Origin of the sequence: Burkholderia sp. 4NA327C6 (assembly GCF_005502655.1) — a bacterium.
GTDB classification, from domain to species: Bacteria; Pseudomonadota; Gammaproteobacteria; order Burkholderiales; family Burkholderiaceae; genus Burkholderia; species Burkholderia contaminans.
This window is the reverse complement of record NZ_SCNZ01000010.1, coordinates 91913-117296: the sequence shown is the minus strand read 5'-3', so window position 1 is coordinate 117296 and position 25384 is coordinate 91913. Positions and strand designations below refer to the sequence as shown.

20 protein-coding genes and 1 riboswitch are annotated in these 25384 nt (G+C 69.7%); of the genes, 12 read left to right on the top strand and 8 right to left on the bottom strand.

Features of this window, described 5'->3' with window-relative positions; genetic code table 11:
* The first annotated feature begins 2 nt into the window (after positions 1-2).
* The 5 genes from FFS49_RS13020 (at position 3) to FFS49_RS13000 (ending at position 5080) form a co-directional block, all read left to right on the top strand.
* The gene (locus tag FFS49_RS13020) at positions 3-827 is read left to right on the top strand and encodes an ABC transporter permease (RefSeq protein ID WP_039352321.1); all 825 of its coding nucleotides are present in this window, start codon (positions 3-5) and stop codon (positions 825-827) included.
* 10 nt (positions 828-837) lie between these two features.
* Complete coding sequence (locus FFS49_RS13015; protein WP_011351507.1) at positions 838-1734, top strand: ABC transporter permease subunit; 897 nt, start codon at positions 838-840, stop codon at positions 1732-1734.
* A gap of 13 nt (positions 1735-1747) precedes the next feature.
* Complete coding sequence (locus tag FFS49_RS13010) at positions 1748-2779, top strand: ABC transporter ATP-binding protein (RefSeq protein ID WP_039352318.1); 1032 nt, start codon at positions 1748-1750, stop codon at positions 2777-2779.
* 84 nt (positions 2780-2863) lie between these two features.
* Positions 2864-3688, top strand: a complete 825-nt coding sequence (locus tag FFS49_RS13005; RefSeq protein WP_171026757.1) for a phosphodiesterase — start codon at positions 2864-2866, stop codon at positions 3686-3688.
* Between the two features lie 192 nt (positions 3689-3880).
* On the top strand, positions 3881-5080 hold the full coding sequence (locus FFS49_RS13000; protein WP_105815709.1) for an MFS transporter: 1200 nt from the start codon (positions 3881-3883) through the stop codon (positions 5078-5080).
* Positions 5081-5101: 21 nt separating this feature from the next.
* On the opposite strand, the gene FFS49_RS12995 is transcribed toward FFS49_RS13000, so the two are convergent.
* A complete protein-coding gene (locus tag FFS49_RS12995) occupies positions 5102-6310 on the bottom strand; it encodes an EamA family transporter (RefSeq protein ID WP_105815708.1) in 1209 nt (402 codons plus the stop codon).
* Positions 6311-6814: 504 nt separating this feature from the next.
* Here FFS49_RS12995 and FFS49_RS12985 point away from each other — a divergent pair.
* Positions 6815-7168: a type II toxin-antitoxin system RelE/ParE family toxin gene (locus tag FFS49_RS12985; RefSeq protein WP_105815707.1), complete on the top strand. Its 354-nt coding sequence runs from the start codon at positions 6815-6817 to the stop codon at positions 7166-7168.
* Positions 7165-7446: an XRE family transcriptional regulator gene (locus FFS49_RS12980; RefSeq protein WP_039352305.1), complete on the top strand. Its 282-nt coding sequence runs from the start codon at positions 7165-7167 to the stop codon at positions 7444-7446. The genes FFS49_RS12985 and FFS49_RS12980 overlap by 4 nt, the downstream gene beginning before the upstream one ends.
* Before the next feature lie 80 nt (positions 7447-7526).
* Here the strand turns inward: FFS49_RS12980 and FFS49_RS12975 are convergent, their stop codons facing one another.
* From FFS49_RS12975 to FFS49_RS12965, 3 genes are all read right to left on the bottom strand, one after another.
* Complete coding sequence (locus tag FFS49_RS12975) at positions 7527-8315, bottom strand: molybdopterin-dependent oxidoreductase (protein ID WP_105815706.1); 789 nt, start codon at positions 8313-8315, stop codon at positions 7527-7529.
* A gap of 29 nt (positions 8316-8344) precedes the next feature.
* Positions 8345-8977, bottom strand: coding sequence for a cytochrome b/b6 domain-containing protein (locus FFS49_RS12970; protein ID WP_105815705.1), 633 nt, complete (start codon positions 8975-8977; stop codon positions 8345-8347).
* 88 nt (positions 8978-9065) lie between these two features.
* Positions 9066-9341 (bottom strand): pentapeptide MXKDX repeat protein, encoded by a 276-nt coding sequence (locus FFS49_RS12965; protein ID WP_039352296.1) that lies wholly within the window; start codon positions 9339-9341, stop codon positions 9066-9068.
* A gap of 272 nt (positions 9342-9613) precedes the next feature.
* Positions 9614-9730, top strand: a riboswitch (TPP riboswitch).
* 124 nt (positions 9731-9854) lie between these two features.
* On the opposite strand from FFS49_RS12965, the gene thiC reads away from it, so the two are divergent.
* The 5 genes from thiC to FFS49_RS12940 all read left to right on the top strand — a co-directional run bounded on the left by thiC (position 9855) and on the right by FFS49_RS12940 (position 15492).
* Positions 9855-11786, top strand: coding sequence for a phosphomethylpyrimidine synthase ThiC (thiC, locus tag FFS49_RS12960; RefSeq protein ID WP_071334206.1), 1932 nt, complete (start codon positions 9855-9857; stop codon positions 11784-11786).
* A 250-nt stretch (positions 11787-12036) separates the two neighbouring features.
* Positions 12037-12249: a glycine zipper 2TM domain-containing protein gene (locus FFS49_RS12955; RefSeq protein WP_039352291.1), complete on the top strand. Its 213-nt coding sequence runs from the start codon at positions 12037-12039 to the stop codon at positions 12247-12249.
* Between the two features lie 192 nt (positions 12250-12441).
* A complete protein-coding gene (locus FFS49_RS12950) occupies positions 12442-12690 on the top strand; it encodes a hypothetical protein (RefSeq protein ID WP_039352288.1) in 249 nt (82 codons plus the stop codon).
* Between the two features lie 143 nt (positions 12691-12833).
* Entirely contained in the window at positions 12834-13760 is a 927-nt protein-coding gene (locus FFS49_RS12945) for a DMT family transporter (RefSeq protein ID WP_039352285.1), read from the top strand.
* Positions 13761-14211: 451 nt separating this feature from the next.
* Entirely contained in the window at positions 14212-15492 is a 1281-nt protein-coding gene (locus tag FFS49_RS12940) for an EAL domain-containing protein (protein ID WP_071334204.1), read from the top strand.
* 58 nt (positions 15493-15550) lie between these two features.
* Here FFS49_RS12940 and arfB read toward each other — a convergent pair whose 3' ends face one another.
* Genes arfB through recC form a run of 4 tightly spaced genes read right to left on the bottom strand, consistent with a single transcriptional unit; the run spans position 15551 to position 25306 of the window.
* Positions 15551-15955 (bottom strand): alternative ribosome rescue aminoacyl-tRNA hydrolase ArfB, encoded by a 405-nt coding sequence (gene arfB, locus FFS49_RS12935; RefSeq protein WP_039352282.1) that lies wholly within the window; start codon positions 15953-15955, stop codon positions 15551-15553.
* Complete coding sequence (locus FFS49_RS12930; RefSeq protein ID WP_105815760.1) at positions 15952-18258, bottom strand: AAA family ATPase; 2307 nt, start codon at positions 18256-18258, stop codon at positions 15952-15954. The genes arfB and FFS49_RS12930 overlap by 4 nt, the downstream gene beginning before the upstream one ends.
* A 2-nt stretch (positions 18259-18260) precedes the next feature.
* Positions 18261-21971 carry an exodeoxyribonuclease V subunit beta gene (recB, locus tag FFS49_RS12925; RefSeq protein ID WP_105815704.1) on the bottom strand — a complete coding sequence of 1237 codons (3711 nt, stop codon included), beginning with the start codon at positions 21969-21971 and terminating at the stop codon, positions 18261-18263.
* Complete coding sequence (gene recC, locus FFS49_RS12920) at positions 21968-25306, bottom strand: exodeoxyribonuclease V subunit gamma (protein ID WP_137951006.1); 3339 nt, start codon at positions 25304-25306, stop codon at positions 21968-21970. Before recC ends, recB begins: the two co-directional genes overlap by 4 nt.
* Between the last annotated feature and the right edge of the window lie 78 nt (positions 25307-25384).

Sequence of the window (25384 nt, the reverse complement as noted above, 5' to 3'; positions counted from 1 at the left end):
CGATGCTTGACCTGACTTTCCCGCTGCGCTGGCGCGTCGCGCTCGTCGCGCCGGCGCTCGCGGTGTTCGCCGCGTTCTGGCTGCTGCCGATGGCGGCACTCGTGCAGGTGTCCGCCGACGGCGCGTTCTTCTCGCACTACGCGGCCCTGCTCGGCAATGCGCGCTACATGAAGAGCCTCGGCGAGACCGTTGCGCTGTCTGCGGGCGTCACGCTCGCGACGCTCGTGCTGTCGACGATCTCGGGCCTGCTGCTCGCACGCCGCGAATTCGCGGGCAAGCGCGTGCTGCTCGCGCTGCTCACGTTCCCGCTCGCGTTCCCGGGCGTCGTCGTCGGCTTCATGGTGATCATGCTTGCCGGCCGGCAGGGGCTGATCGGCATGCTGTCCGCGAAGCTCACCGGCGACAAGTGGGTATTCGCGTACTCGGTCGCCGGGCTGTTCGTCGGCTACCTGTACTTCTCGATTCCGCGCGTGATCGTTACCGTGATCGCGGCGGCGTCGAAGCTCGACGCGTCGCTCGAGGAAGCCGCACGCTCGCTCGGCGCGTCGCCGTGGCGCATCTTCGTCGACATCGTGCTGCCCGCGCTCGCGCCGGGCCTGATCGCGGCCGGCGCGATCTGCTTCGCGACCGCGATGGGCGCGTTCGGCACCGCGTTCACGCTCGCCACCGACCTGAACGTGCTGCCGATGACGATCTATACCGAGTTCACGCTGAACGCGAACATCGCGACGGCGGCCGGCCTGTCGATCGTGCTCGGCATCGTCACCTGGGCCGTGCTCGCGCTCGCGCGCCGCTTCACCGGCCACACCGCCGCCGCCGCGGCCTGAGGATTCCCGCATGCAATCGCTTTCCGGCTCTTCCGCGCCGTCGCCGGCCCCCGCTCCCGCGCAGGCGAACGGCGTCGCCCGCCGCGCGCCGCGCGTCACCGGCGCGCGCGCGATCGCCGCGCTGCAATGGGGCGTCACGCTGCTGCTGTGCGCGTTCCTGATCGTGCCCGTCGTGATGTCGGTGCTCGCAGGTCTCACCGTCAACTATTTCCGCGGCCTGTCGAGCGGCCTCACGCTGCGCTGGCTCGAGCAGGTGTGGCAGCAGTATCACGGCTCGGTCGCGCTGTCGCTCTACGTCGCATTCGCGACGCTCGCGATCGTGCTCGTCGTCGGCGTGCCGGCCGGCTATGCGCTCGCGCGCAGCAAGAGCCGCGTCGCACGCGCGATCGAGGAGGCGCTGGTGCTGCCGGTCGCGCTGCCTGGCCTCGCGTCGGCGCTCGCGCTGCTGGTCGTGTACGGCGGCTTCACCGCGTTCCGGATGAGCCTGTGGTTCATCGTCGTCGGCCACGTCGTGTTCACGCTGCCGTTCATGGTCCGTGCAGTCGCGGCCGTCGCGGCCGGCGCCGACCTGCGCACGCTCGAGGAAGGCGCAGCGAGCCTCGGTGCGTCGTTCGTCACGCGCTTCGTCACGATCGTGCTGCCGAACCTGCGCCCCGGCATCGTCGCGGGTGCGCTCGCGGTGCTCACGCTGTCGATCGGCGAATTCAACCTTACGTGGATGCTGCATACGCCCGACACCAAGACGCTGCCGGTCGGGCTCGCCGATACGTATGCGTCGCTGCGCCTCGAAGTGGGCAGCGCGTACACGATCCTGTTCCTGCTGATGACGCTGCCGCTGCTCGTCGCGATGCAGTGGCTCGGCGTCGATCCGTCCGGCACGCGGGCACTCAAGAAGCGCCCGCGCTGAATTTCTCGCAGACATGAAACTCGATTCCACTCCCATCACCCTGACCCGCTGCGCGAAGACGTTCCGCGGCACGCGCGTGCTCGAACCGCTCGACCTGTCGATCGGCGCGGGCGAAACGCTCGTGCTGCTCGGGCCGTCGGGCTGCGGCAAGACCACGACGCTGCGCCTGATCGCGGGCCTCGACACGCCGGACGCCGGCGGCACGATCGCGTTCGGCAACGACGACGTCACCGCGCTGCCGATCGAGCGCCGGCAGGTCGGCATGGTGTTCCAGAACTACGCGCTGTTTCCGAACCTGACGGTGCGCGGCAATGTCGGCTACGGGCTGAAGATCCGCAAGACCGAGCCGCGCGCGCTGCGCGAGCGTGTCGACGAGCTGCTCGCGATGATGCGGCTCGACGCGCACGCGGACAAACCCATCGACCAGCTGTCGGGCGGCCAGCGCCAGCGCGTCGCACTGGCCCGCGCACTGGCGGTGCGACCGCGCGTGCTGCTGCTCGACGAGCCGCTGACCGCGCTCGACGCGAAGCTGCGCGACACGCTGCGTCGCGAGATGAATACGCTGCTGCGCGAACTCGGGGTGACGACGGTCTACGTGACGCACGACCAGGCCGAGGCGATGGAGCTCGGCGACCGGATCGTCGTGATGGGCGCAGGCCGCATCGAGCAGATCGGCACGCCGCGCGACATCTACTACCATCCGGCGAATCGCACGGTCGCGCAGTTCATCGGCACGCTGAACCGGCTCGCCGGGCAATGGCGCGACGGTACGCTGGTGACCACGGGCGGCGCGATTGCGACGCCGCACGCCGCCGACGAGTGGTTCTTTCGCCCCGAGGATGCGCAACTCGCCGACCCCGCGCATGCGCCGCTGCGCGGTGCCGTGAGTGCGTGCGCGTTCCTCGGCGAGCGCACGCGGCTCACGATCGAGCATGCGGCGCCCGATGCGCTCGTGATCGACGTGCCGGGCCGCATCGCGCTTGCACGCGGCACGGCGGTCGGCCTCACGGTCGCACCGGAAGGCCTGATCGCGCTCGGCGCCTGATCCGCCATTCCGGCATCATTCATGCAGCACCCCACCGCGGCGCACGACGCCGCGACAACAACCATACGATTCCGAGGAACGACGATGCTGCTTGCTCAAATCAGCGATCTCCACATCAAGCGCCCGGGACAGCTCGCGTACCGGCGCGTCGACACCGCGGCCGCGCTCACGCGTTGCATCGAGAGACTGAACGCGCTCGTGCCGCGCCCCGACGCCGTGCTCGTCACCGGCGACCTGACCGATTTCGGCCACGACGAGGAGTACGGCAACCTGCACGGGCTGCTCGCCGCGCTCGAGATTCCGTACTACCTGATGATCGGCAATCACGACGACCGCGCCGGGCTGCGCCGCGCGTTCGCCGATCGCGCCGAGCTGCAGGCGGGCGAATTCGTGCAGTACGCGCTCGACGTCGGCGCGGTGCGCGTGCTCGCGCTCGATTCGCAGGTGCCGGGCGCCAGCTACGGCGACCTGTGTGACGCACGGCTCGCCTGGCTCGCCGCGCAGCTCGACGCCGCGCGCGACCGGCCCGTGATCGTCGCGCTGCATCACCCGCCGTTCGCGTCGGGAATCGGCCACATGGACAAGCTGCGCCTCGCGCCCGCCGCTTCCGCGAAACTCGACGCGCTGCTGCGCGGCCACCCGAACGTCGAGCGCGTGCTGTGCGGCCACGTGCATCGCACGATGTTCACGCGCTTCGGCGGCACGCTCGCAGTTGCGGTGCCGTCGCCCGCGCATCAGGTCGCATTCGACCTGCGAACCGATGCGCCCTCCGCGTTCCGGCTCGAACCGCCGGCCTTCGCGGTCCATCACCATGTGCCCGATGCGGGGATGACGTCGCATCACGTGTATGTCGACGAAGGCGCCGGGCCTTATCCGTTCTATGAACCGACGGGTGAGCTGGTCGACTGACGGGTCGACGCACGCACGATGACGGGCAGCGGCCGGCCGGATACACCGGTTCGGCCGGTTTGGCCGATTTGCCGCCGTCCGGCAGGATTCACGTCGCTCCGGTATGATCGGCAGCCTCGACGGCGCCCCGCCCGCCTGCGCACCCGACGCGTGCGCCGCGCGCTGCGCCGCCCCACTTCCGTTCGCGCAGCCATGTCCACCGCCTTCACCGACCGCCCGACCGACACCGCCTCGCCCCACTATTCGCGCAGCCTGCTGTTGCTGCTCGCGACGATCGCGGGGGTGTCCGTCGCGAACATCTACTACAACCAGCCGCTGCTCGACAGCTTCCGCTCGGCATTTCCCGACGGCGCGTCGTGGATCGGCGCAGTGCCGACCGCGACGCAGCTCGGCTATGCGGCCGGCATGTTCCTGCTCGCACCGCTCGGCGACCGCTTCGACCGCCGCGGGCTGATCCTGATGCAGATCGCCGGCCTGTCGATCGCGCTGATCGTCGCAGCTACCGCGCCGTCGCTGGCCGTGCTCGCCGTCGCGAGCCTCGCGATCGGCGTGCTCGCGACCATCGCGCAACAGGCCGTGCCGTTCGCCGCCGAGATCGCGCCGCCCGCCGAACGCGGGCATGCGGTCGGCACCGTAATGAGCGGCCTGCTGCTCGGCATCCTGCTCGCGCGAACGGCTGCCGGCTTCGTCGCCGAGTATTTCGGCTGGCGCGCGGTGTTCGCCGCGTCGGTCGCGGCGCTCGTCGCGCTCGCCGCCGTGATCGTGCTGCGGCTGCCGCGCAGCTCGCCGACGTCGACGCTGTCGTACGGCAAGCTGCTCGGCTCGATGTGGCATCTGGCGGTGGAATTGCGCGGGCTGCGCGAGGCGTCGCTGACGGGCGCCGCGCTGTTCGCGGCGTTCAGCGCGTTCTGGCCCGTGCTGACGCTGCTGCTCGCCGGCGCGCCGTTCCATCTCGGCCCGCAGACCGCGGGCCTGTTCGGGATCGTCGGCGCGGCGGGAGCGCTCGCGGCACCGTACGCGGGCCGCTTCGCGGACAAGCGCGGCCCGCGCGCGATCATCTCGCTCGCGATCGCGCTGCTCGCGCTGTCGTTCGTGATCTTCGCGCTGTCGGGTTCGAGCCTCGTCGGGCTCGTGATCGGCGTGATCGTGCTGGACGTCGGCGTGCAGGCCGCGCAGATCTCGAACCAGTCGCGCATCTATGCGCTGAAGCCCGAGGCGCGCAGCCGCGTCAACACGGTGTACATGGTGTGCTATTTCATCGGCGGCGCACTCGGCTCGTCGGCCGGCGTCGCCGCATGGCACGCGTTCGGCTGGATCGGCATGTGCACGACCGGGCTGGTGTTCACCGCGCTTGGGGGCTGGTCCCACCATCGCGGAGGCCGGCGCGGCTGAACGCGACCGGCCACGGCCGCGTCACGCGTCGGCGCGGGGTGCGGCCGGTTCGGCGGCAGGTGACGGCGTGAACGCCGATGCCGGTTCAGCAATCGGCGGCGTGGCGAACGCCGGTGCCGGATCAACGACCGAGACAGGATCCATCACGGCAGCCGGAGTCGGCACGGCCAGCGGGACGGCGGAAGGCGCCAGGATCGGTGCCGCATCCGGCACCGCGATCGGTTCGGGCGCCGATGCAGCCTCCACCGTAGACGCGGCTGCCGCGGCCGCCGAACTGGCAGCCGCCGCGCGCGCCGCGGGCCGGCGCGCCGGATCGAACACGAACGACAGCCCGACGCTGCCGAGGATCGCGACGGTCGCGACCACGGTGGCCATCGTCACCGGCTCGCCAAGCAGCAGCGCGCCGAGCGCGACCGCGACGATCGGGTTCACGTACATGCAGCTGCTCGCGATGATCGGGCTCGTGTGGCGGATCAGGTAGCCGTACGCGACGTACGCGGCCATCGTGCAGAACACCATCAGATACAGGAACGCGAACACCGGCCCCACCATCAGGTGTTCGACACGTTCGCCGACCAGCCACGCGACGAGCGTCGAGATCATGCCGCCGAGGCCGATCTGCAGCGACGTCGACAGAAACAGGTCGGACGGCAGCTTGAGCCGCGTCGCGAGATGCGCGCCGCCGGCCCAGAACAGGGCGCCGGCCAGCACGCAGATCGTGCCGAGCGCCGAACTCTGCGCGGCCGCGCCGCCGGAGTTCAGCACGACGATACCGACCATCCCGAGCGCGACGGCCGACCACTCGCCTTTCGTGACCGGCCGCCCGGCAACCGCCGCGATCACGGTCGCGAACAGCGGCACCGTCGCCACCATCACCGCGGCCGAGCCGCTGCTGACCAGACTGATCCCGAGCGCGATCGTGCCGGACGACAGCGCGACGAGCATCGTGCCGACGATCCCCGCATTGCGGATTTCGAGCAGCGTCGGCCATTCGGGCTTGCGCCGCAGCGCGAAGATGAACAGGCCGATCCCGCCGAGCAGGTTGCGCAGCCCCGACAGCAGCAGCGGCGGGAACGACTGCAGCGCGAAATGCAGGCCGCTGTAGGTCGAACCCCAGACGAAATAGATGAAGACGAGCGCCAGCGCGACGCGACCGCCGCGGCTTTGCGGCAGGCGGATCCGGAACGAGAAGCGGGCGAAGAAATCGAGGAGACGGTCGAGCGGCGTCATTGCGCAGCCTGCCCGCACATCACGCCGCGTGCTCCGCTGAAAGACGCCGGCGATGCCGGCAAACGGCCCTGGCGGGACCGGGAAGGCAGAGCGAACGTGCGGAACGACATGGCAGTGCGAACGGCGACGAAAGAGAACCGGCAAGCGGCGGCAGAGGGACAAAAAAACGCGCGCAACCGTTTCGGCTGCGCACGCTCGGCATTATGGCATCAAGGATTCGAAAGCATCGTCGGACCTGTCTGAAAGGATCGCGAATGATGTTTCCGCGCGACATTTCCCGGCCGGCGGGCGGGTGAAATCGGGGGCCGGATACGCGACACGCATGCGTTGCCGGGATGTCGATCCGACCCGCCATCCACGCCCTCCGTCGCAACCGGGTCAGCCATCGGCCGAACGGCCAGTCCTGCACGCCGGCCAGCGCTTCCCCCTTATCGTGACGGTCGGCTCACGCACCTCATGCGCCGGACGACCTTTCTTCGACACCCGCACTGCTCATACAAAATTTTGTATAATCCAACCATTCTCCCGCCGAAACCTGTTGTTTTCGTCGGCAGCGCGCTCGCGGATCTTCGCGGCTTTCCGCTGCCTGCGCGACGCGAAGCCGGCCACCAGATCGACCAGGTACAACGCGGGTTCGCGCCCGACGGCTGGAAGCCGATGCGTACCGTCGGTGTCGGCGTGCGGGAAATTCGCCTGCGCGATGCGAGCGGCGCGTTCCGGATCATTTACGTCGCGACATTCGCCGACGCCGTCTACGTGCTGCACTGCTTCCGGAAGCAAGCGGCGCGCACGACCCGGGCCGATATCGAACTGGCCGCCCGGCGCTATCGCGCGCTGACGATGGAGAGGAAACGATGACCAACGACCGTTATTCAAGCGTCTGGGACGCACTCGAGGGCCAGCCGGCCGAAGCCGAGAACATGAAGCTGCGATCCGGGCTGATGATCGCGCTCAAGCAGCGCATTGCGCAGCTCGAGCTCAGTCAGGCCCAGGCCGCGAAACAGCTGGGCGTCACGCAACCGCGCGTCTCCGACCTGATGCGCGGCAAGATCAACCTGTTCGGGCTCGACGCCCTCGTGAACATGGCGGCGGCCGTCGGCCTGCGCGTCGACCTCCAGGTGCGCGAATCCGCGTGACGCATCTCGTGCGGTGCCGCGATGCCCGATGCATCGCGGCACGCGCATGCGCCGCCACCGCACACCACGCACCGCACCGCTCACGATCCGCCGAACCAGTTGTACCCCTGGTCGACCCAGTAGCCGCCCGGAAACGTATCGGTCACGAAGATCTCCATGATGTGCTTCGGATTCTTGTAGCCGAGCTTGGTCGGCATCCGTAGCTTCATCGGGAAACCGAACTCCGGCGGCAGACGATGGCCGTCGTAGTCGAATGCGAGCAGCGTCTGCGGATGCAGCGCGGTCGGCATGTCGATGCTCTCGTAGTAATCGTCGGCGCATTTGAAGCCGACGTACTTCGCCCGCGTATCGGCGCCGGCGCGGGCGAGAAACGCGCCGAACGGCGTACCGCCCCAGCGGCCGATCGCGCTCCACCCTTCCACGCAGATATGCCGCGTGATCTGTTCCGCGTGCGGCAGCGCATACAGTTCGTCGAGCGTCCACACGCGCTTGCCCGTCACGCGGCCGGACAGCACGAGCCGGTACGTCGACGCGTCGACGTGCGGCACGTCGTCGATCCCGTAGAACGCGTTGAACGGGAACGGTCGCGTGATGTCGGCTTCGGTGTAGGTCGGCGCGAGCCGCTCGCCGCTGAACAGCCAGGCCTGCACGCGGTCGTTCATGCGCGACACCGTTTCGAGGAACGTGTTGACCGACGCGTCGTCCTTCAGCGTGCAGCCGGTCAGCATCGTCAGGCCGCCGAGCGTCAGCACGCGCCGGTTGAACAGCCGCCGCGACGGCATCTCGAGCTCGCGGCGCACGTCGAGTTCGAGCGACTTCCGGTCGAGCGTCCAGCGCGAACCGTCGCGCTTGTTTTCGGATTCCGACATGATGATTTCCTTCACCCGAGGTTGACGGGTCAGCGCCCGCGCAGCATCGCGAGCAGCGAGCGCGGCACCAGCAGCGCCATCGCGACGTGAACGACGAAGAATGCGACGAGCAGCGACATCGCCCAGAAGTGCACGACACGCGCGTTGTCGTAGCCGCCGAACAATTCGCGCAGCAGCGGGAATTGCACGGATTTCCAGATCGTGAGCCCGGAGAGCACCAGCACGACGATATCGACGATCGCGGTGAGGTAGGCGGCACGCTGCACCGCGTTGTAGACGCTCAGGTCGGCGTGCGACAGCCGCCCGCCCAGCGCGGCACGGACGTCGCGCCAGATCGACGCCGGCGTGACGGGCAGCATCTTGCGCGCGAGGCGCCCCGTCGCAATCGACATCGTCAGATAGAACAGCCCGTTGAAGACGAGCAGCCACATCGCCGCGAAATGCCATTGCAGCGCGCCGCCGAGCCAGCCGCCGATCGTGATCCCGTGCGGGAACGTGAACGGCGGATAGATCGGCGACGCGTCGTAGATGCGCCAGCCGGACAGCACCATCAGGATCGCCGCGAGCGCGTTGAGCCAGTGGCTCGCGCGCACCCACAGCGGATGGATCGGGCGCGCGGGCGGCGTGGCGGCCGCGCGGCCGGTGGCGGGAACGGTTTGCATGATGAAGACTCCCGGTATGAGTCGACGGGACGCGATGCGGGCGGCCGTCGTGCGACGCACGCGCCGGCCGCGCCGCGTCCGCCTTTCGTCAGTTCGACGGCGCCATCTTGTCGCCCGACGGCTTGCCCATCTCGTCGTGCGACATCGCGTCCTTCTTCATCGCGTCTTTCTTCATCGCATGCTTCTTCATGCCGTCCTTCTTCATCGCGTCATGGCCCATTGCATCCTTGGCCATCGCGTCGTGGCCCATCGCGTCCTTCGACATCGACGAACCCGGCTGCGACATCGCATCGTTCTGTGCATGGGCGCCCGTGGCGATCGTGGCGAAAGCGGCGACGCAAGCGGCAATCAGTACTTTTTTCATGACATCTCTCCAAAACAACATGGGTTTAAGGAGCCGAATAGACGGACGACGTCGCGGGAAATGACAGCCGCTGCGAAAATTTTTTTTGAAGTTGCGCGAAAGCGCGTCATGCTGCACCGCTTCGCCGTGGCCGGCCATGCCGGGGGGCCATGCGGCGGCGACGCGCGCTGCCATTTCGACGGGCCACCGTACCGCCCGTCATGCTGCGGCCGCACCGGGACAGCCGATCCTCTGCCGGTTGAAACCGCCGCCAAGCCAGTGTATCGTGTGCCCTGCTAACGCGGGGGTCCTGCAATGCGCCCGGTCAAACAACCGGCATTGCGGGTGAGAAATACCCTTTGAACCTGATCTGGATAATGCCAGCGCAGGGAAGCGTACGGAATTCGCCGCCATCCTTCTGACGAAATCCGCCGCCTCACCAAGCCTCGTCTCCTGCTTAGCTCGAGCCCCACATACGTCAAGGGCTCCGGGCAAGCGCCGAAGCGCCTGTCCGGCGCTCACACAGGAGATTGCATGAACGCCAATCCGAAGTTTCTGTCCGCCGACGCTCATGTCGATGCCGCGGCCGTCGCCCCGCTGCCCAATTCGCGAAAGGTCTATGTAACCGGCTCGCAGCCCGACATCCGCGTGCCGATGCGTGAAATCACGCAGGCCGACACGCCGACCGGCTTCGGCGGCGAGAAGAATCCGCCGATCTACGTGTACGACACGTCGGGCCCCTACACCGATCCGGACGCGAAGATCGACATCCGCGCGGGCCTGGCCCCGCTGCGCCAAGGCTGGATCGAGGCACGCGGCGACACCGAAGTGCTCGGCGGCCTGTCGAGCCAGTACGGCCTCGAGCGCGCGGCCGACCCGGCCACCGCCGACCTGCGGTTCCCGGGCCTGCACCGCAATCCGCGCCGTGCCCGGGCCGGCAAGAACGTCACGCAGATGCACTATGCGCGCCAGGGGATCATCACGCCGGAAATGGAATACATCGCGATCCGCGAGAACCAGCGCCGCGCCGAGTACCTCGAGAGCCTGAAGGCGAGCGGCCCGAACGGCGCGAAGCTCGCCGCGATGATGGGCCGCCAGCACCCGGGCCAGGCGTTCGGCGCAGCGGCATTCGGCGCGAACGCGCCGGCCGAGATCACGCCGGAATTCGTGCGCTCGGAAGTGGCGTGCGGCCGCGCGATCATCCCCGCGAACATCAATCACCCGGAATCGGAGCCGATGATCATCGGCCGCAACTTCCTCGTGAAGATCAACGCGAACATCGGCAACTCGGCCGTCACGTCGTCGATCGGCGAGGAAGTCGACAAGATGACGTGGGCGATCCGCTGGGGCGGCGACACGGTGATGGACCTGTCGACCGGCAAGCACATCCATGAAACGCGCGAGTGGATCATCCGCAACAGCCCGGTGCCGATCGGCACGGTGCCGATCTACCAGGCGCTGGAAAAGGTCAACGGCAAGGCCGAGGACCTCACCTGGGAAATCTTCCGCGACACGCTGATCGAACAGGCCGAGCAAGGCGTCGACTACTTCACGATCCACGCGGGCGTGCGCCTGCAGTACGTGCCGCTCACCGCGAACCGGATGACGGGCATCGTGTCGCGCGGCGGCTCGATCATGGCGAAGTGGTGCCTCGCGCACCACAAGGAAAGCTTCCTGTACGAACACTTCGAAGAGATCTGCGAGATCATGAAGGCGTACGACGTGAGCTTCTCGCTCGGCGACGGCCTGCGCCCCGGCTCGATCTACGACGCGAACGACGAAGCGCAGCTCGGCGAGCTGAAGACGCTCGGCGAGCTCACGCAGATCGCATGGAAGCACGACGTGCAGGTGATGATTGAAGGCCCCGGCCACGTGCCGATGCAGCTGATCAAGGAGAACATGGATCTCCAGCTCGACTGGTGCAAGGAAGCGCCGTTCTACACGCTCGGGCCGCTGACCACCGACATCGCACCGGGCTACGACCACATCACGTCGGGCATCGGCGCCGCGATGATCGGCTGGTTCGGCACCGCGATGCTCTGCTACGTGACGCCGAAGGAGCACCTGGGCCTGCCGAACAAGGACGACGTGAAGGAAGGCATCATCACGTACAAGCTCGCCGCGCATGCCGCCGATCTCGCAAAGGGCCACCCGGGCGCGCAGGTGCGCGACAACGCGCTGTCGAAGGCGCGCTTCGAGTTCCGTTGGGAAGACCAGTTCAACATCGGCCTCGATCCGGACAAGGCGCGCGAATTCCACGACGAAACGCTGCCGAAGGATTCCGCGAAAGTCGCGCACTTCTGCTCGATGTGCGGCCCGCACTTCTGCTCGATGAAGATCACGCAGGACGTGCGCGAGTTCGCGGCGCAGCAAGGCGTGTCGGAAACCGAAGCGTTGAAGAAAGGGATGGAAGTGAAGGCGGTCGAGTTCGTCAAGACCGGCGCCGAAATCTATCATCGTCAGTAAGCGAACGCGCGGTCCGGCGAGGACTGCCGCACCGCCTCGCCAGGCACGAAGCCCGCTTTCGAGCGGGCTTTTTTGCGCATGTCGCGTGCCTGCCGCCGCATCGGAAAACCACCCGAAACAATTCATTACGAAACCGCGCGAGCCTTAACAAGTGCTTACAGCAGCGTCGGAGGACGGCGCGTAGATTGGGTTCATGCGCGGCCGCCGGCCGGTCGCGCGTCCTCTGTTCACAACCGCAAGGACAACGATCATGAATTCGATACGGCGTATTGGGATATGCACGCTGCTCGTCGCGACCGTGGCCAGCCTGTCGGCCTGTGACTCGATGTCGAGACGCCAGCGCGACACGGCAATCGGTGCGGGCGTCGGCGGCGTCGCCGGCGCGGCAATCGGCGGCAGTGCGCTGTCGACGCTGGGCGGCGCAGCGGCGGGCGGCATCATCGGTAACCAGGTCGGCAAGTAAGCGGCGCAACGCGCCGCGACGGTCGGCCAGACGGCGTTTCCGCGATGCGGAAGCGCCGTTTTCGCACGCGGCGCCGCAACGTGACGGGCAGCCTGCCGCGGAAATGATCCGTTACCGTTTTGCACACCGTGTCATCGGCGCGCGGCCTAAGCTTAAGCATCTGCCGATTGCCGGCTCCGCCGGAGAGACATCATGAACAGGACCCTCGTCGCTGCGGCGCTCGCCTGCGTGACGCTCGCCGGCTGCTACTACCCGTACGGCTATTATCCCGGCGGTTATTACACGGCGGCTCCCGTGCAGCCGGCTCCCGTCTACGTCGATCCGGGCCCGGCCTATTACTATCCGGCACCGGCCTATGCACCTGCGTGGGGCGGCTATTGGGGACCGGCGGTTTCGCTCAACTTCGGCTTCGGCGGACGCGGCGGCTGGCGCCATCACTGATCGGGCAAGACCGCCGGTGGGCGGCCGCCCCACGCCGCCCACCGGCGACATTCCCGTTTCTTGTCATTTCATCGAAACGTGAAACGACGGCACGGTAACGCGGTGTAAGATTCTCTGCATCCCGTCCCTGCCCTTCACGATCGATGTCACCCAAGAACGCCCTGCTGCTGACCGTGCTCGCTGCCCTGTGGGGTGCGTCGTTCCTGTTCATCCGGATCGGCGTCGTCGATCTCGGCGTCGCGCCGCTGATGGCGTTGCGGGTGGGCATCGGCGCGCTGTTTCTCGGCGGCTTCGCGCTCACGCGCTTCAAACCCGCCGATCTCGGCGCACGGCTGCGCCGTCATGCGTGGCCGCTGTTCGTCGTCGGCGCGCTAAACTCGGGCATCCCGTTCTGCCTGTTCGCGTTCGCCGAACTGACGCTGTCGGCCGGCGTGACGTCGGTGATCAACGCGACGACACCGCTCTGGGGCGCGCTCGTGGCGTACCTGTGGCTGAAGGACAAGCTGTCGCTGCCGCGCGCGCTCGGCCTCGTGATCGGCTTCGCCGGCGTACTCACGCTCGTGTGGAACCAGATCGCGAATGCGCACGGCGAGGCGGGCGCCGCCGCGACCGCGCTCGCCGCCGCGGCAGCCCTCGGCGCGACGCTGCTGTACGGCATCGCGGCCAACTACACGAAGCGCAAGTTGACCGGCGTCGATCCGCTCGTCAACGCGACCGGCAGCATGATCGGCTCGACCGTCCTGCTGCTGCCGTTCGCGATCGCCACCTGGCCGGCCGCGCCGGTCAGCGCGCACGCGTGGGCCTCGGTGCTCGCCCTGGGCGTCGCCTGTACGGGCATCGCATATTTCATCTTCTTCCACCTGATCGCCCACATCGGCCCCGCGCGAGCGATTACCGTGACGTTCGTGATCCCCGTGTTCGGTCTGCTGTGGGGCGCGCTGTTCCTCGGTGAACACGTGTCGGCCGTGATGATCGAAGGCTGCGCGATCGTGCTCGTCGGCACCGCGCTCGCGACCGGCGTGATCAAGCGGATTCCCGGGATCCGGCCGCGCAGCGGCGAAGCGACCTGACGATACTTCGGGTGCGCGCGCCGCCGTTCGTTCCGGCCGTCATGACTGCCGACCGGGCGCCGATCGTTCATCGCCGCGCCGCGGATGGTGCCGCAGCGCGGCCGGCATTCCGCTGACGGCGACCGTCGCTCGCCATGTGCCGGCTGTCGGGATTTCCCGCCTCGCCGCACGCCTGCCATGCTGACGGATTGTCATGTGCGGGCGGCGACGCCCGACGCTACGCGGCGATCATGCACGGCGCGCATGCGGGCAGCGCCCGCCGCAGTCGCATTCCCGCGTGCGTCTGGAGTTTCCCTGATACGCGAGCGGCCGCATTCCCGTTACACTCCAGACACTTACCCGCAGAAGGCGGTCTCGATGCCCCACGTCCTTTCGCGTCCGCCGGCGCGTGCGACTGCTTCGGCGTGGCGGCGCGCTGCCGTTGCGCCGCTCATTCCCGGGCATCGTTGACATGAAGCCCGCCCGCGACCTCTCGCTCGACTCCCTGCTCGAACGCCTCACGCCGACACCCGGCGGCTGGGTCGCCACCTATCGCACCACGACATTGCGCAGCGTGTTCCAGCCCGTACTGTCGATCACGCACAAGCGGGTCGTCGGTTACGAGGCGCTGCTGCGCGTCGTCGATTCGAACGGCGCAATGATCTCGCCCGCCGCGCTGTTCGACAGGACGCGTGCCGACGCCGACGCGCTGCTGCTCGACCGGCTCGCGCGCTGCCTGCATACGGCCAACTTCGTCGCGCAGGGTATCGGCGACGGCTGGCTGTTCCTGAACGTCACGCCGCGCGTGCTCGACTCGGGCCTCGTGCAGCGCGAATTCGTCGAGGCGCTGTGCCGGCATTTCTCGCTGCCGCCGAACCGCATCGTGCTGGAAGTCGTCGAACAGCCTGCACGCGACGAAGCCGCGCTCGCGCGCACGATCGACATGATCCAGCATCGCGACTTCCTGATCGCGATCGACGACTTCGGCACGGGATTCTCGAACTTCGACCGCGTGTGGCGCACGCGACCCGACATCGTCAAGCTCGATCGCTCGCTCGTCGTACGCTCGACCGGTTCGGCCGAGGACCGCCGCATCATGCATCACCTCGTGTCGATGCTGCATCAGGCCGGTGCGATGGTGCTCGCCGAGGGTGTCGAGAGCGACGACTCGCTGCAGGCGCTGATGGAAGCCGACATCGATTTCGTGCAGGGTTTCCAGTTCGGCCAGCCCGATGCATCGATCGCGCATGCCAGCGCGGCAGCGCCCGCGATGCTCGACGCCGCGTGGCGGCGCTTCATCGCACGCCGGCACACGCCGGTCGCCGCCGAGCAGCCCGGCTTCGACGCGATCGAGCGGCTCGTGCTGTCCGGCGCGGCGGCGTTTTCCGCAAGCGGCAACCTGCAGGACGCCGCGCAACGCGTGTTCGCAGTACCGGCCGCGCGCCGCGTGTTCGTCACCGACGAAACCGGCGAGCAGTTCCTGCCGTCGATCGGCGCGCGCACCGACGACGGCCAGGCGGGTGCCACCCGCCTTTCACCGCTCTTCCCCGAAACCCACAGCAACTGGTCGCGGCGCCCGTATTTCCAGCGCGCGATCGCCGCGCCCGGACGCGTCGCGCTGATGGGCCCGCACTTCTCGCTGACGGAAGGCCGCGACTGCTATACGGCCGCCGTCGCGATCCACGCGCTGAGCCGGCTGGTCGTGTTCTGCGTCGACTTCGTGCTCGACAGCGCCGGGACCGTGATGCGCTAGCCGGCACGACGGCGGACGACCAGCTACCGCACCCGTCGTTCGTCCGCTCATCCGTTCGTCAGTCGATCACCTTCCCTCTCCCCGACTTCACCACGCTGCGGCGCGACTTGTGCTCGAGCCGCCGCTCCTTCGACGCACGCGTCGGCCGCGTGGCGACCCGCGCGCGCGGCGTGAACGCAACACCGCTGATCAACGCATCGAGTCGCGCCAGCGCGGCTTCGCGGTTCTTCTCCTGGGTGCGATATTCCTGCGACTTGATCACGACGATGCCGTCGCGCGTGATGCGCTGGTCGGACAGCGCGAGGAGCCGCTCCTTGATGACGGGCGGCAACGACGACGCGCGGATATCGAAGCGCAGGTGGATCGCGCTCGACACCTTGTTCACGTTCTGCCCGCCCGCGCCCTGCGCGCGCACGGCCGTCCATTCGACTTCGGCCGGATCGAGCGTATAGCGGATCATCATCGCGAAGCCTCCGTGCGGCGCCGTGCAAGCGCCTCGTCGACGCGTGCCGCGAGCCCCGAATCGCGCTGCGTACGCGTCGCGACCGCCTGCGCCAGCACGCGCCGCGGCCCGATCACCTGCACGCGCGTGCGGGCACGCGTGACCGCCGTATAGACGAGTTCGCGTGTGAGCACGCGGCCGAACGACGCCGGCAGCACGAGCGCGGCTTCGTCGAATTCCGAGCCCTGCGATTTGTGGACGGTCAGCGCGAACGCGGTTTCGTGCGGCGGCAGCGCGGCCGGCGACACCGCGCGCGCGGTGCCGTCCGCACGCCTGAACCACACGCGCAGCACGCCGTGCGCGTCGGGCAGCGCGATGCCGATATCGCCGTTGAACAGCCCGAGCGCATAGTCGTTGCGCGTCACCATGATCGGCCGCCCCGTGAACCAGTGCGCGCCGACCGCCAGCGGCACCCGCGCCGCGTGGCGCACGTGCGCGGCCACGAGCGCATTCACGTGCTCCGCGCCGCGCAAGCCGCTGCGGGTTGCGCACAGGATCCGGAACCGGTTGAGCGCGTCGAACAGCGGCAGCGGATCGGGCACCGGCGCGGCCAGCGTGTCGCGCAACGCGTCGAGGTAAGCACCGAAGCGGCGCGCGAGCCGCTCGACCGTCGACGACGCGAGCGACTCGCCCGCATCGTCGTGGAATGACGCGGCGGCCGAATCGTCGGCGGGCAGCGCGTCGAGCGCGGCCTGCACGTCGCCGCTGCGGATCGCGAGCGACAGCCGCCCGATCGGTGAATCGAGGCCGAAGCGGTAATTGCGTTCGAGCCAGACCACGCAGTCGGCGAGCGGTGCGGGTGCGGGCGTGGCGGGCGCGGCGGCCGGTTCGCCGGGCAGTAGCGACGTGACCGATGCAAGCGCCGCGTCGCCCGCGTCGAACGGCGGCAGCTCGACGGCGTCGAGCCACGCAAGTTCGTCGACCTCGATCCACGCGGGGGCCTCGCCTGCCGCGCCGGCCTCGCCCGGCTCACCGGCTTCGGTCGGCACCGGACCTGCGACCGGCGGCGGCGCGACGCTGGTCGGCGAAACTTCGTCCTCCTGCGGTTCGTCGTCGAAGAGCGATGCCTGTCGCTCATCGACTTTCCGGCGCGACGCAGGTTTGGGCGTAGCGGCCGCGGCAGGCGCCGGCGCCCGGGCCCGCGCCGCCGCGCTCGCCGGATGCGCGACGTGAATCGCAGCGGTCGCGGCTTCGTCCTGCACCGGCAGCGCCGCGACGAATGCCGCCTCGTCGATGCCGAGCGCCTGCGCGATGCGCGTGCGCGCCGCGGCGGTAAACGCCGGCCGCGCGCTCAACTCCGCAAACACGGCGCCCGCCTCGACCGCGGCCAGTTGGTCCTTGTCGCCGAGCAGCACGAGCCGCGCACCCGGCGCGAGCGCATCGAGCAGATGCGCGGCGAGCGCAACGTCGATCATCGACGCCTCGTCGACGACGATCAGGTCGTACGGCAGCGGATTGTCTCGATGATGCCGGAAGCCGGCCGCCCCGCCACCGCCCAGCAGCCGATGCAGCGTGAACGACGTCTCCGGCAGGCGCGCCGCGAGTTCGGGCGGCAGGTCGCCGGCCCGTGCGTGCAGTGCTTCCTGCATCCGCTGCGCGGCCTTGCCGGTCGGCGCGGCCAGCGCGACGCGCAGCCCCGGATGCGCGTCGAGCAGACAGGCCAGCACGCCGACGACGGTCGTCGTCTTGCCCGTGCCCGGGCCGCCGCTGACGATCGTCACGCGGCCCGTCAGCGCGACGATCGCCGCGACGCGCTGCCAGTCGACTTCGCCGGTTGCCGGCCCGAAGTAACGCGCGAGGCTGTCGCGCAACCGGTCGGGCGCGAGACCTTCGTCCGGCGCGGCCACACCGGCCTGCGCGACGAGCGCATCGGCAAGCCGCCGTTCGTAGTCGAAATAGCGCGACAGGTACAGGTGGTCGTGGCGGTCGACGATCAGCGGCCGCTCGTCGCCGCGTGCGAGCGTGCCGAATGCGACCACGCCGCTCGCGGCGAGCGCCGAGCGGACTTCGTCGAGCGGTGCTTCGTACCGCTGCGCGAGCGCGCCGAGCGCGACGCATACGTGGCCGCCCGCGGTCGCGCGACTCGTCGCGAACGCGGCGCGCGCCGCCCACCGTGCAGCCGTGGCCGGCGCACCGGCGCGACGAGCCAGATCGCCGATGCGGCGCGCGAAACCTTCCGCGAGTGCAATGCCGAAATCGGCGGGTTCGGGCAGCCGCGCGACGAGGCCGCCGGTAAATTCGAGCGTGTCGTCCTGCACGTTCATGTTCATGCGCGGCCCCCTTCCATCATCCGGTCGAGTGCGTCGACGAGCGCGCGCTCGGGCCGCCGCGCATGCACGCCGGCCGGTTCGCCGCCGCTGCGCCAGCCGGGCCGCACGCCACGGACGAACAGGTACAGGTAGCCCGCGACATGCGTGTCGTAGTCGTAGTCCGGCAGCCGCCCGCGCAGGTAGCGATGCAGTGCGACCGTATAGAGCAGCGCCTGCAGGTGATACGCGTGATCGGCCATCGCGACGTCGAGCGCGCGCGGGCCATAGGCGTCCGGCGTCGTGCCGAGATGGTTCGACTTCCAGTCGACGATCCAGAAGCGGCCGTCGTGTTCGACGATCATGTCGATGAAACCCTTGATGAAACCGGCGAGCATGCCCGCCTCCAGTGCAACGTCCGGATAGCCGTGCGCGACCAGCAGCCGGCGCAGCGCCATCAGGTCGAGCGCGGGCGCCGGGAACAGGAAACCCATTTCGTCGAGCCGCTTCGCGGGATCGAGATCGGCGAGCCGCATGCCCGGCACGAGCTCGGTATGCACGACATCGTCGACCAGCTTCACCATCATTGCCGGCAGGCGCGCGGCCAGCTCGGGCACGGCCTCGACCGGCCGGTCGTGCAGCGCGCCGAGCGCGGCCCTGGGCCACGACTCGGGCTCGGTGAAGCGGCTGAGCTCGAACAGGCGGTGCAGGCACTCGCCGGCCGCCGCGCCGCGCGGGAACACGAGGATATCGTCGTCCGGCGGCTCGGGCGCGACCGTATCGGCCAATAGCCATTCGCCCTCCGGCACCACCGCGGCAAGCGCATCGTGATCGGGCCGCAGCTCGTCATCGGGCACGGCCGCGACGCCCGCCTCCTCGCGCGCCATCGACGCGGTCAGCGAACTGAAGCTGGCCATCCGCCACGCATCGCGCAGCACGCGCGTCGCATGGCGCGCCGCGAGGGTCTGCGACGCGTCGTGCCCGGCCGCGAGACGCTCGGGGCGCGCGGGCGGCGGCAGCGGCGCGACACTCACGGGGCCACCCGCGAGCGCCTGCCACGCCGCATCGAGCGCCGCTTCGTCGGGCGGCTCGTCGAGCCATGCATCGAACGACTGGCCCGCGCCTACGACGAGCCAGTTGAGCACGCTACGTCGTGATTCACGCGTCGAGCGCGACGACAGGTACGGCCCGGCGACGACGTAGCAGCGATAGACCGCGCGCGTGAGCGCCACGTAGACGAGCCGCGCGCGTTCCGCCGCCTGCTCGCGCAGCGCCTGCCGCGCCGCATGCTCGGCTGCCTCGTCGTCGCACCCGTAATGCAGCACCGCGTCGCCCGCGTCGTCGTGATACTCGCGCGCATCGGGCAACGCGGACGCGGGCGGCTCGCGCAACCCGCCGTCGTTCAGGAACGGACAGAACACGATCGCATATTCGAGGCCTTTCGACTTGTGCACGGTGACGATCTGCACGAGGTTGCGATCGGATTCGAGCCGCAGCTGCGCTTCCTCGCCGCCGCCGTCGAGCCGTTGCGCGGCGAGCCAGCGCAGCGTCGGCGCGATGCCCGGCTGCGCGGACGCGCGAGCCTGCGTCAGCTCGGCCAGATGGTTGATGTCGGTCACGCGGCGTTCGCCGTCCGCGCCGGCCATCAGGCGCTCGGCAATCCTCAGTTCACGGGTGAACGTGCGCCACATCACCGCGAAGCCGCGTTCACGCCACAACAGCCGATAGCGCGAGAAGCGCTCGACCCAGCTCATCGCGTCGGCGCTGTCCGCCGCCGATGCTTGCCGTTGCGGGTCGCCGTCGCCCTGCTCCATCCGCCACAGCGCGCCGGCGTCGAGCCCGAACCAGTCGGATGCGAGCGCCGCGCGCAAGCGCCGCAGGTCGCCCGGTGCATCGATCGCCGCCAGCACGCGTTCGAGCTGCTCGGCGTCGCCGGTCGAGAACACCGAGGCCTGCGCCAGTTCGACGCTGCCGATGCCCCACGTGGCCAGCACGCGCTTCACGAGACTGCCCTGCCGGTGCGTCTGCACGAGCACCGCGATGTCACCCGGCGACAGCGGCGACTCGCCGAGCCGCACGCGCCCTTCGCGCGCGCCGCGCATCAGCCGTGCGATCTCGGCGGCACAGGCCTGCGCGGCCTGGGCCTGCGCATCACGCTTGAGCAACGTGCCTTCGCCTCCCGGCAACGCCCATACCCGGAAGTCGCCTGCCGGGCCCGGATCGGTTGCGTCGACGAACGGCGCGCGCACGCGCGTGCCCGCGCGCACCGCGTAATAGTCGAGCCCGTCGAGCACGAACGCGCGCGGATTCGACATGAAGAAGCGGTTGCACGCATCGACGATCGCGGGCGTCGAACGCTGGTTGACCGCGAGCGTGTAGCACGCGCTCGCCCGTGCGCGCGCGGCAAGATAGGTATGCAGATCGGCCGCGCGGAAGCTGTAGATCGCCTGCTTCGGATCGCCGACCAGAAACAGCGGGCCGCCCGGTGCGAAGATCCGGTCGAAGATCGCGAACTGCAGCGGGTCGGTATCCTGGAACTCGTCGATCAACGCGGCCGGATAGCGCGCGCGCAGCGTCTCGGCAAGCCACGGATGCGCATGCAACGCGTGGTACAGGTTCGCGAGCAGATCGTCGAACGAGACGACGCGCCGCGTGCGCTTGCGCTCGGCCAGCTCGCCCGGCGCCATGTCGAGCCATTCGGCGATCAGCGCGAGCCAGCGTGCGCGCTGCGCGGCCTCGGCCGCCGCCACGGCCGCTTCGAGCGCGTCGGCCACGTCGAAGAATGCATGCTCGGGCGTCGCGCCGCCTTTTTTCGTCGCCTTCACGAGCGCGGTGCGCGTGAGCTTCAGCGCGGCCTTCGGCAGCGCAGCCGTCGCGTCGCCCTGCGCGAAATGCGCGGCCCACGCGGCCAGTGCATCGGCCACGGCTTCGGGCTTGTGCGAACGCTGATTGAGCGCGGGCTGCGCGGCGCGCAGCAACGCATCGATCGCTTCGCGCTCGTCCGCCCACATCCGCCCGGCCTCGGCAAAGCACTCGGCCGCCGCCGCCTCGGCCGATTCGTCCGGCTCGGTCACGCCGTCCCAGCGCAGCGCGGCGAGCGGCTTCTTCAGCCGCCGCGCGAGCTGCGCATCGAGCGCGGCCGGGCCGGCGCCCGATTCGACGAGCCAGGTCGCGAAGCCCGGCCAGCGCGCGGCCGCCGGTTCGACCCGTGTGCGCCAGAAATCCGCTGCGAGCTCGAAGCGCAGCGACGCGTCGTCGGCCTCCATGTCGAACGCGAACGGCATCGCCGCCGCGAACGGCGCTTCCTGCAGCGCGCGCTGGCAGAACGCGTGGATCGTATGGATCGCGGCCTGGTCGAATGCGCGCAGCGCGCGCCGGATCCGCTTCGCGGCCGTTTCGGGATCGAGCGCACCGTCTTCGCCGAGCGTGGTTTCGAGCAGACGCTCGATGAACGGATCACCACCGTCGTCACCCGTGTCGAGCGCATGCGCGAGCTGCGCGAGCCGGCCGCGAATCCGCTCGTGCAGCTCGGCGGTCGCCGCTTTCGTGAAGGTCACGACGAGGATTTCGTCCGCGCCGAGATCCTTTTCCAGCAGCAGGCGCACATACAGCGCGCAGATGTTCCAGGTCTTGCCGGTGCCGGCCGACGCCTCGATCTGGTTGACGCCGTCGAGCGGGCACGCGAACACGTCGAGTTCGAGCGCCTGCTGCGGCTGCGACACGGCGCTCATGCGACCTCCTTCAGATGCTCGACGAGCGGATCGAACACGAGGTGCGCGAGCGTGCCGAACGGCTCGTCGAGCGATGCATGCGCACCGCGCCATGCGATCGCGATGGCCGGATCGTCGGCTTCGCTCACGACCCGTTCGTTGATCCAGACGCTGGCGGCCTTCGCCTCGCCGTCGGATACCCTCGCCCACGCGCTGCGCGGGAAAAACCGCAGCGGCATGCGCCGCCCCGCGCGAAACAGCGCGGCCAGCGGCGCGAGCTGCTCGAGCGGCGCCGCGACGGGCGTCAGCTCGAATGCGCCGCCGCTGCCGAACCACAGCGTGCGGCGCGGGCCGCCGGGCTCCACCGCGCAGTAGACGAGATGGGCGAGCCACGCGGACAAGTAGTCGCGCGCACTCGGCCGCGCATAGCGATAGATGATCTGCCCGGCCGGCGTGAGCCGGTTCAGCGTGCCGTGCAGGTCGAGCGGCGCGCTCACCGCGTCGGCCGACAGCCGCGCGTCGTCGGCGCCGAACAGCGCTTGTTCGGTGTCCGGCCAGGCCGGCACGACGGTGAGCGTGAACGGCCGCCGCTCCATGCCGTCGGCCAGCGCGCGGCGCACGTTCGACGCAAGCTGCGTCATCGAACCGAGCGCCTGGTCGCGCCATACGGCGCCTGTCGCACCGCCCGGCAGTTCGGGGCTCGCGTCCGCAATGCGTAGCGCGTGATCGTGCACGCCGCCCTCGTCCGACTCGATCAGCAACGGCAGCACGCGCTCGGCGAGCGCATCGCTGCCGGCGAAGTCGAGCGCGAACGGCTCGGTGTCGAGCAGCTCGGCCTGCGCGTCGGCGAGCACGATGCCGAGCCGCGCGCGCAGCAGCGCACGTGCGGGATGGCGCCAGAAGCGCTCGAATTCGCTGAAAGCGACCAGCTCGACCGGTTCGGCCGGCAGCGGCTGCGCGAAGAACGGCAGCTCGCGCGGCCCGTCGCGCGACGCCTCGGCGGCCAGCAGCGACGCGAGCGTCGCACGCTCTGCGTCGAAGGAAACGAGTTCGCTGCCGGGCTGGAAATACGCGGCCGCGAACGGTTGCAGCGGATGCTCGACGACGAATGCGCGCCGCGCGGCATCGACCGCGTCCGGCGCGGCGTCGGGCCCGGCCGTGACGAGCGCGAGATGGTCGAGCAGCTCGTCGACGAGTGCCGCGGGCGGCAACGGCGCGTTGTCGCGAATGCTGCGGCCCGTGAAGGCGATCATCAACCGGTCGCGCGCGGCGAGCAGCAGGTCGAGAAACAGGTTGCGCTCGTCGTCGCGACGCTGGCGGTCGCCGAGCTTCGGCAATACGGCCATCAGATCGAATTCGTCCGCGCGCGCGAGGCTCGGCAGCACGCCATCGTCCATCCCGAGCAGGCAGACGACGCGATACGGCAGGCCGCGCAGGCTCGTCAGCGACGAGAACGTGACACCGCCCCACGGCACGCCGCCGCGCGCCGGGTCGTCGAGCGCGGCGGCCAACCCCGCCCGGACGACGGCCGCCGGCAACGCTTCATCGGGCGCGCCCTCCGTCATCGCGGCCAGCATCGCGTCGAGCGCGTCGCGCACACCCGCGAGCGCGTCCGCATACGCGGCGCCCGAATCGAAGAAACGTGCGAGCGTATCGGCGAACAGTTCGCTCCAGCCTTGCGGCGTATGCGATTCGGCCAGCCGCCGCGCGAAGCCGTCGAGATCGTCGGTGAAGCGCGCGAGCCGGCCGAGCAGTTCGGCCTCGCTGCCGGTGGCCGCCTCGATCGGCAGCCACGCGCCGACCGGCGCCGCGCCCTCCGGCATCGCGTAACCGAGAAAGAGCCGCGCGAGCGCATCGGAGAACGTATGGCGCGGCGACGGCACCGCCGCGTCGTCGCTCGCGCGCGGCGACAGCCCGCGCCGCGCGCCGGCGGCCGCGAGCCAGGTCTGCACCGTCTCCAGCGCCGCCGCATCGATGCCATAGCGCGCCGCCACCGCGTCGACGCGCAACCATTCGACCAGTTCCGGCGCGCCGACCTGCCGCTCCGGCAACGCGAGCCAGTCGAGCAGCACGCGCGCGACCGGGTTCGCCTGCGACGGCGGCAGGCCGGTGATCCGGTAAGGCACACGCGAGCCGCCGGCGCCGGCCGTGCCGAACACCGCGTCGATCAGCGGCCCGGCCGCGGCGAGATCGGCCACCGCGACGAGCACGTCGGACGGCTGCAGGCTCGCGTCGGCGTCGAACCATGCGAGCAGCCGGTCGTGCAGCACCTCGAGCTGGCGCGCGAGGCTGTGGCACACGTGCACTTCGATCCCGCGCTCGGCCGGCGTGTCGCCGGTTTCCGCCTCCGGCCGCAGTTCGAGGATCGCGTTCTGCACGCGCGCGAGCCACGTCGGCGCGGGATTCTCGACGAAACGCGACGCGTCGCCCGACGCGGCGCTTTCGGTCAGTTCGTGCAGCATGTGCAGCTGCGCCTGGGTCTGCCTGCCCCATTCGGCGAGCAGCGGATGGCCGACTTCCTGGTAGTCGAGCCGCCCGGCCGCATCGAGCGCCTCGGCATGCGCGGCGGTCACGATGTCGAACCAGAATTCGCGGCACGGGTTCAGCGCATAGACGCGCACGTCGATCCAGCGCGACAGCTCGCGCAGCAACGCGACGTGCAGCGGCGGCATCGTCGGCAGCGCGAACACGCTGACCGATTCCGGCCAATCCGCACGCGCGATGGTTTCGGGATCGAGATGGCGCGCCTCGACGAGGAAACGGTGCGCCGGCGGCGTGCCGCTGTCGCTCAGCTCCGCGAGCAGCGCGCGCCACAGCGCGGCCTGCCAGCGCTCGTCGTCGCGCGCGGCGTCGCTGACCCCGCGCGGCGCGCCGTCGCCCGCGAGCACGGACTCGCCGGCCTGCCATGCGGCCAGCCATTCGGGGCGATAGGTCAGGTAATGGTCGAGCACGGCCGCCACGCGGTGTGCCAGCTCGTAGCGCATCGCATCGTCGGACGCGGACAGGTAGGCGGCCAGCCGCGGCGATGCGAGCCACGGCGCCCCGTCGTTCGCCTGTGCAAACAGCCGGTAGCAGCGCCACACGAGGCGGTCGGGTGCGAACGGCGAACGCTTGGGGACCTCCATCACGTGACCGATCTGCGCCCACAGCCATTGCGCGAGATAGGTGAACTCGACGTTCGCGCACACGCCGTTGCGCGCGGCGATGTCGAGCTCGAGACGGCGGCGCAGCGCCGCACTCGGCACGATGACCTGTTGCGGCGCCCACGGGCCATTGCGGGCCGGGAACGCGGCCAGATCCTCGAGCAGCGCATCGGCCAGCGTTTCGTGACGGTTCGAATAGAAGAGATGGAGCATGAAGCGGGCGTCGGAACCTCGCGCCGGCCGGGCCGGGCGAACAGGATCACCAAGGATAGCAAATGGGCCGCCGTCGCG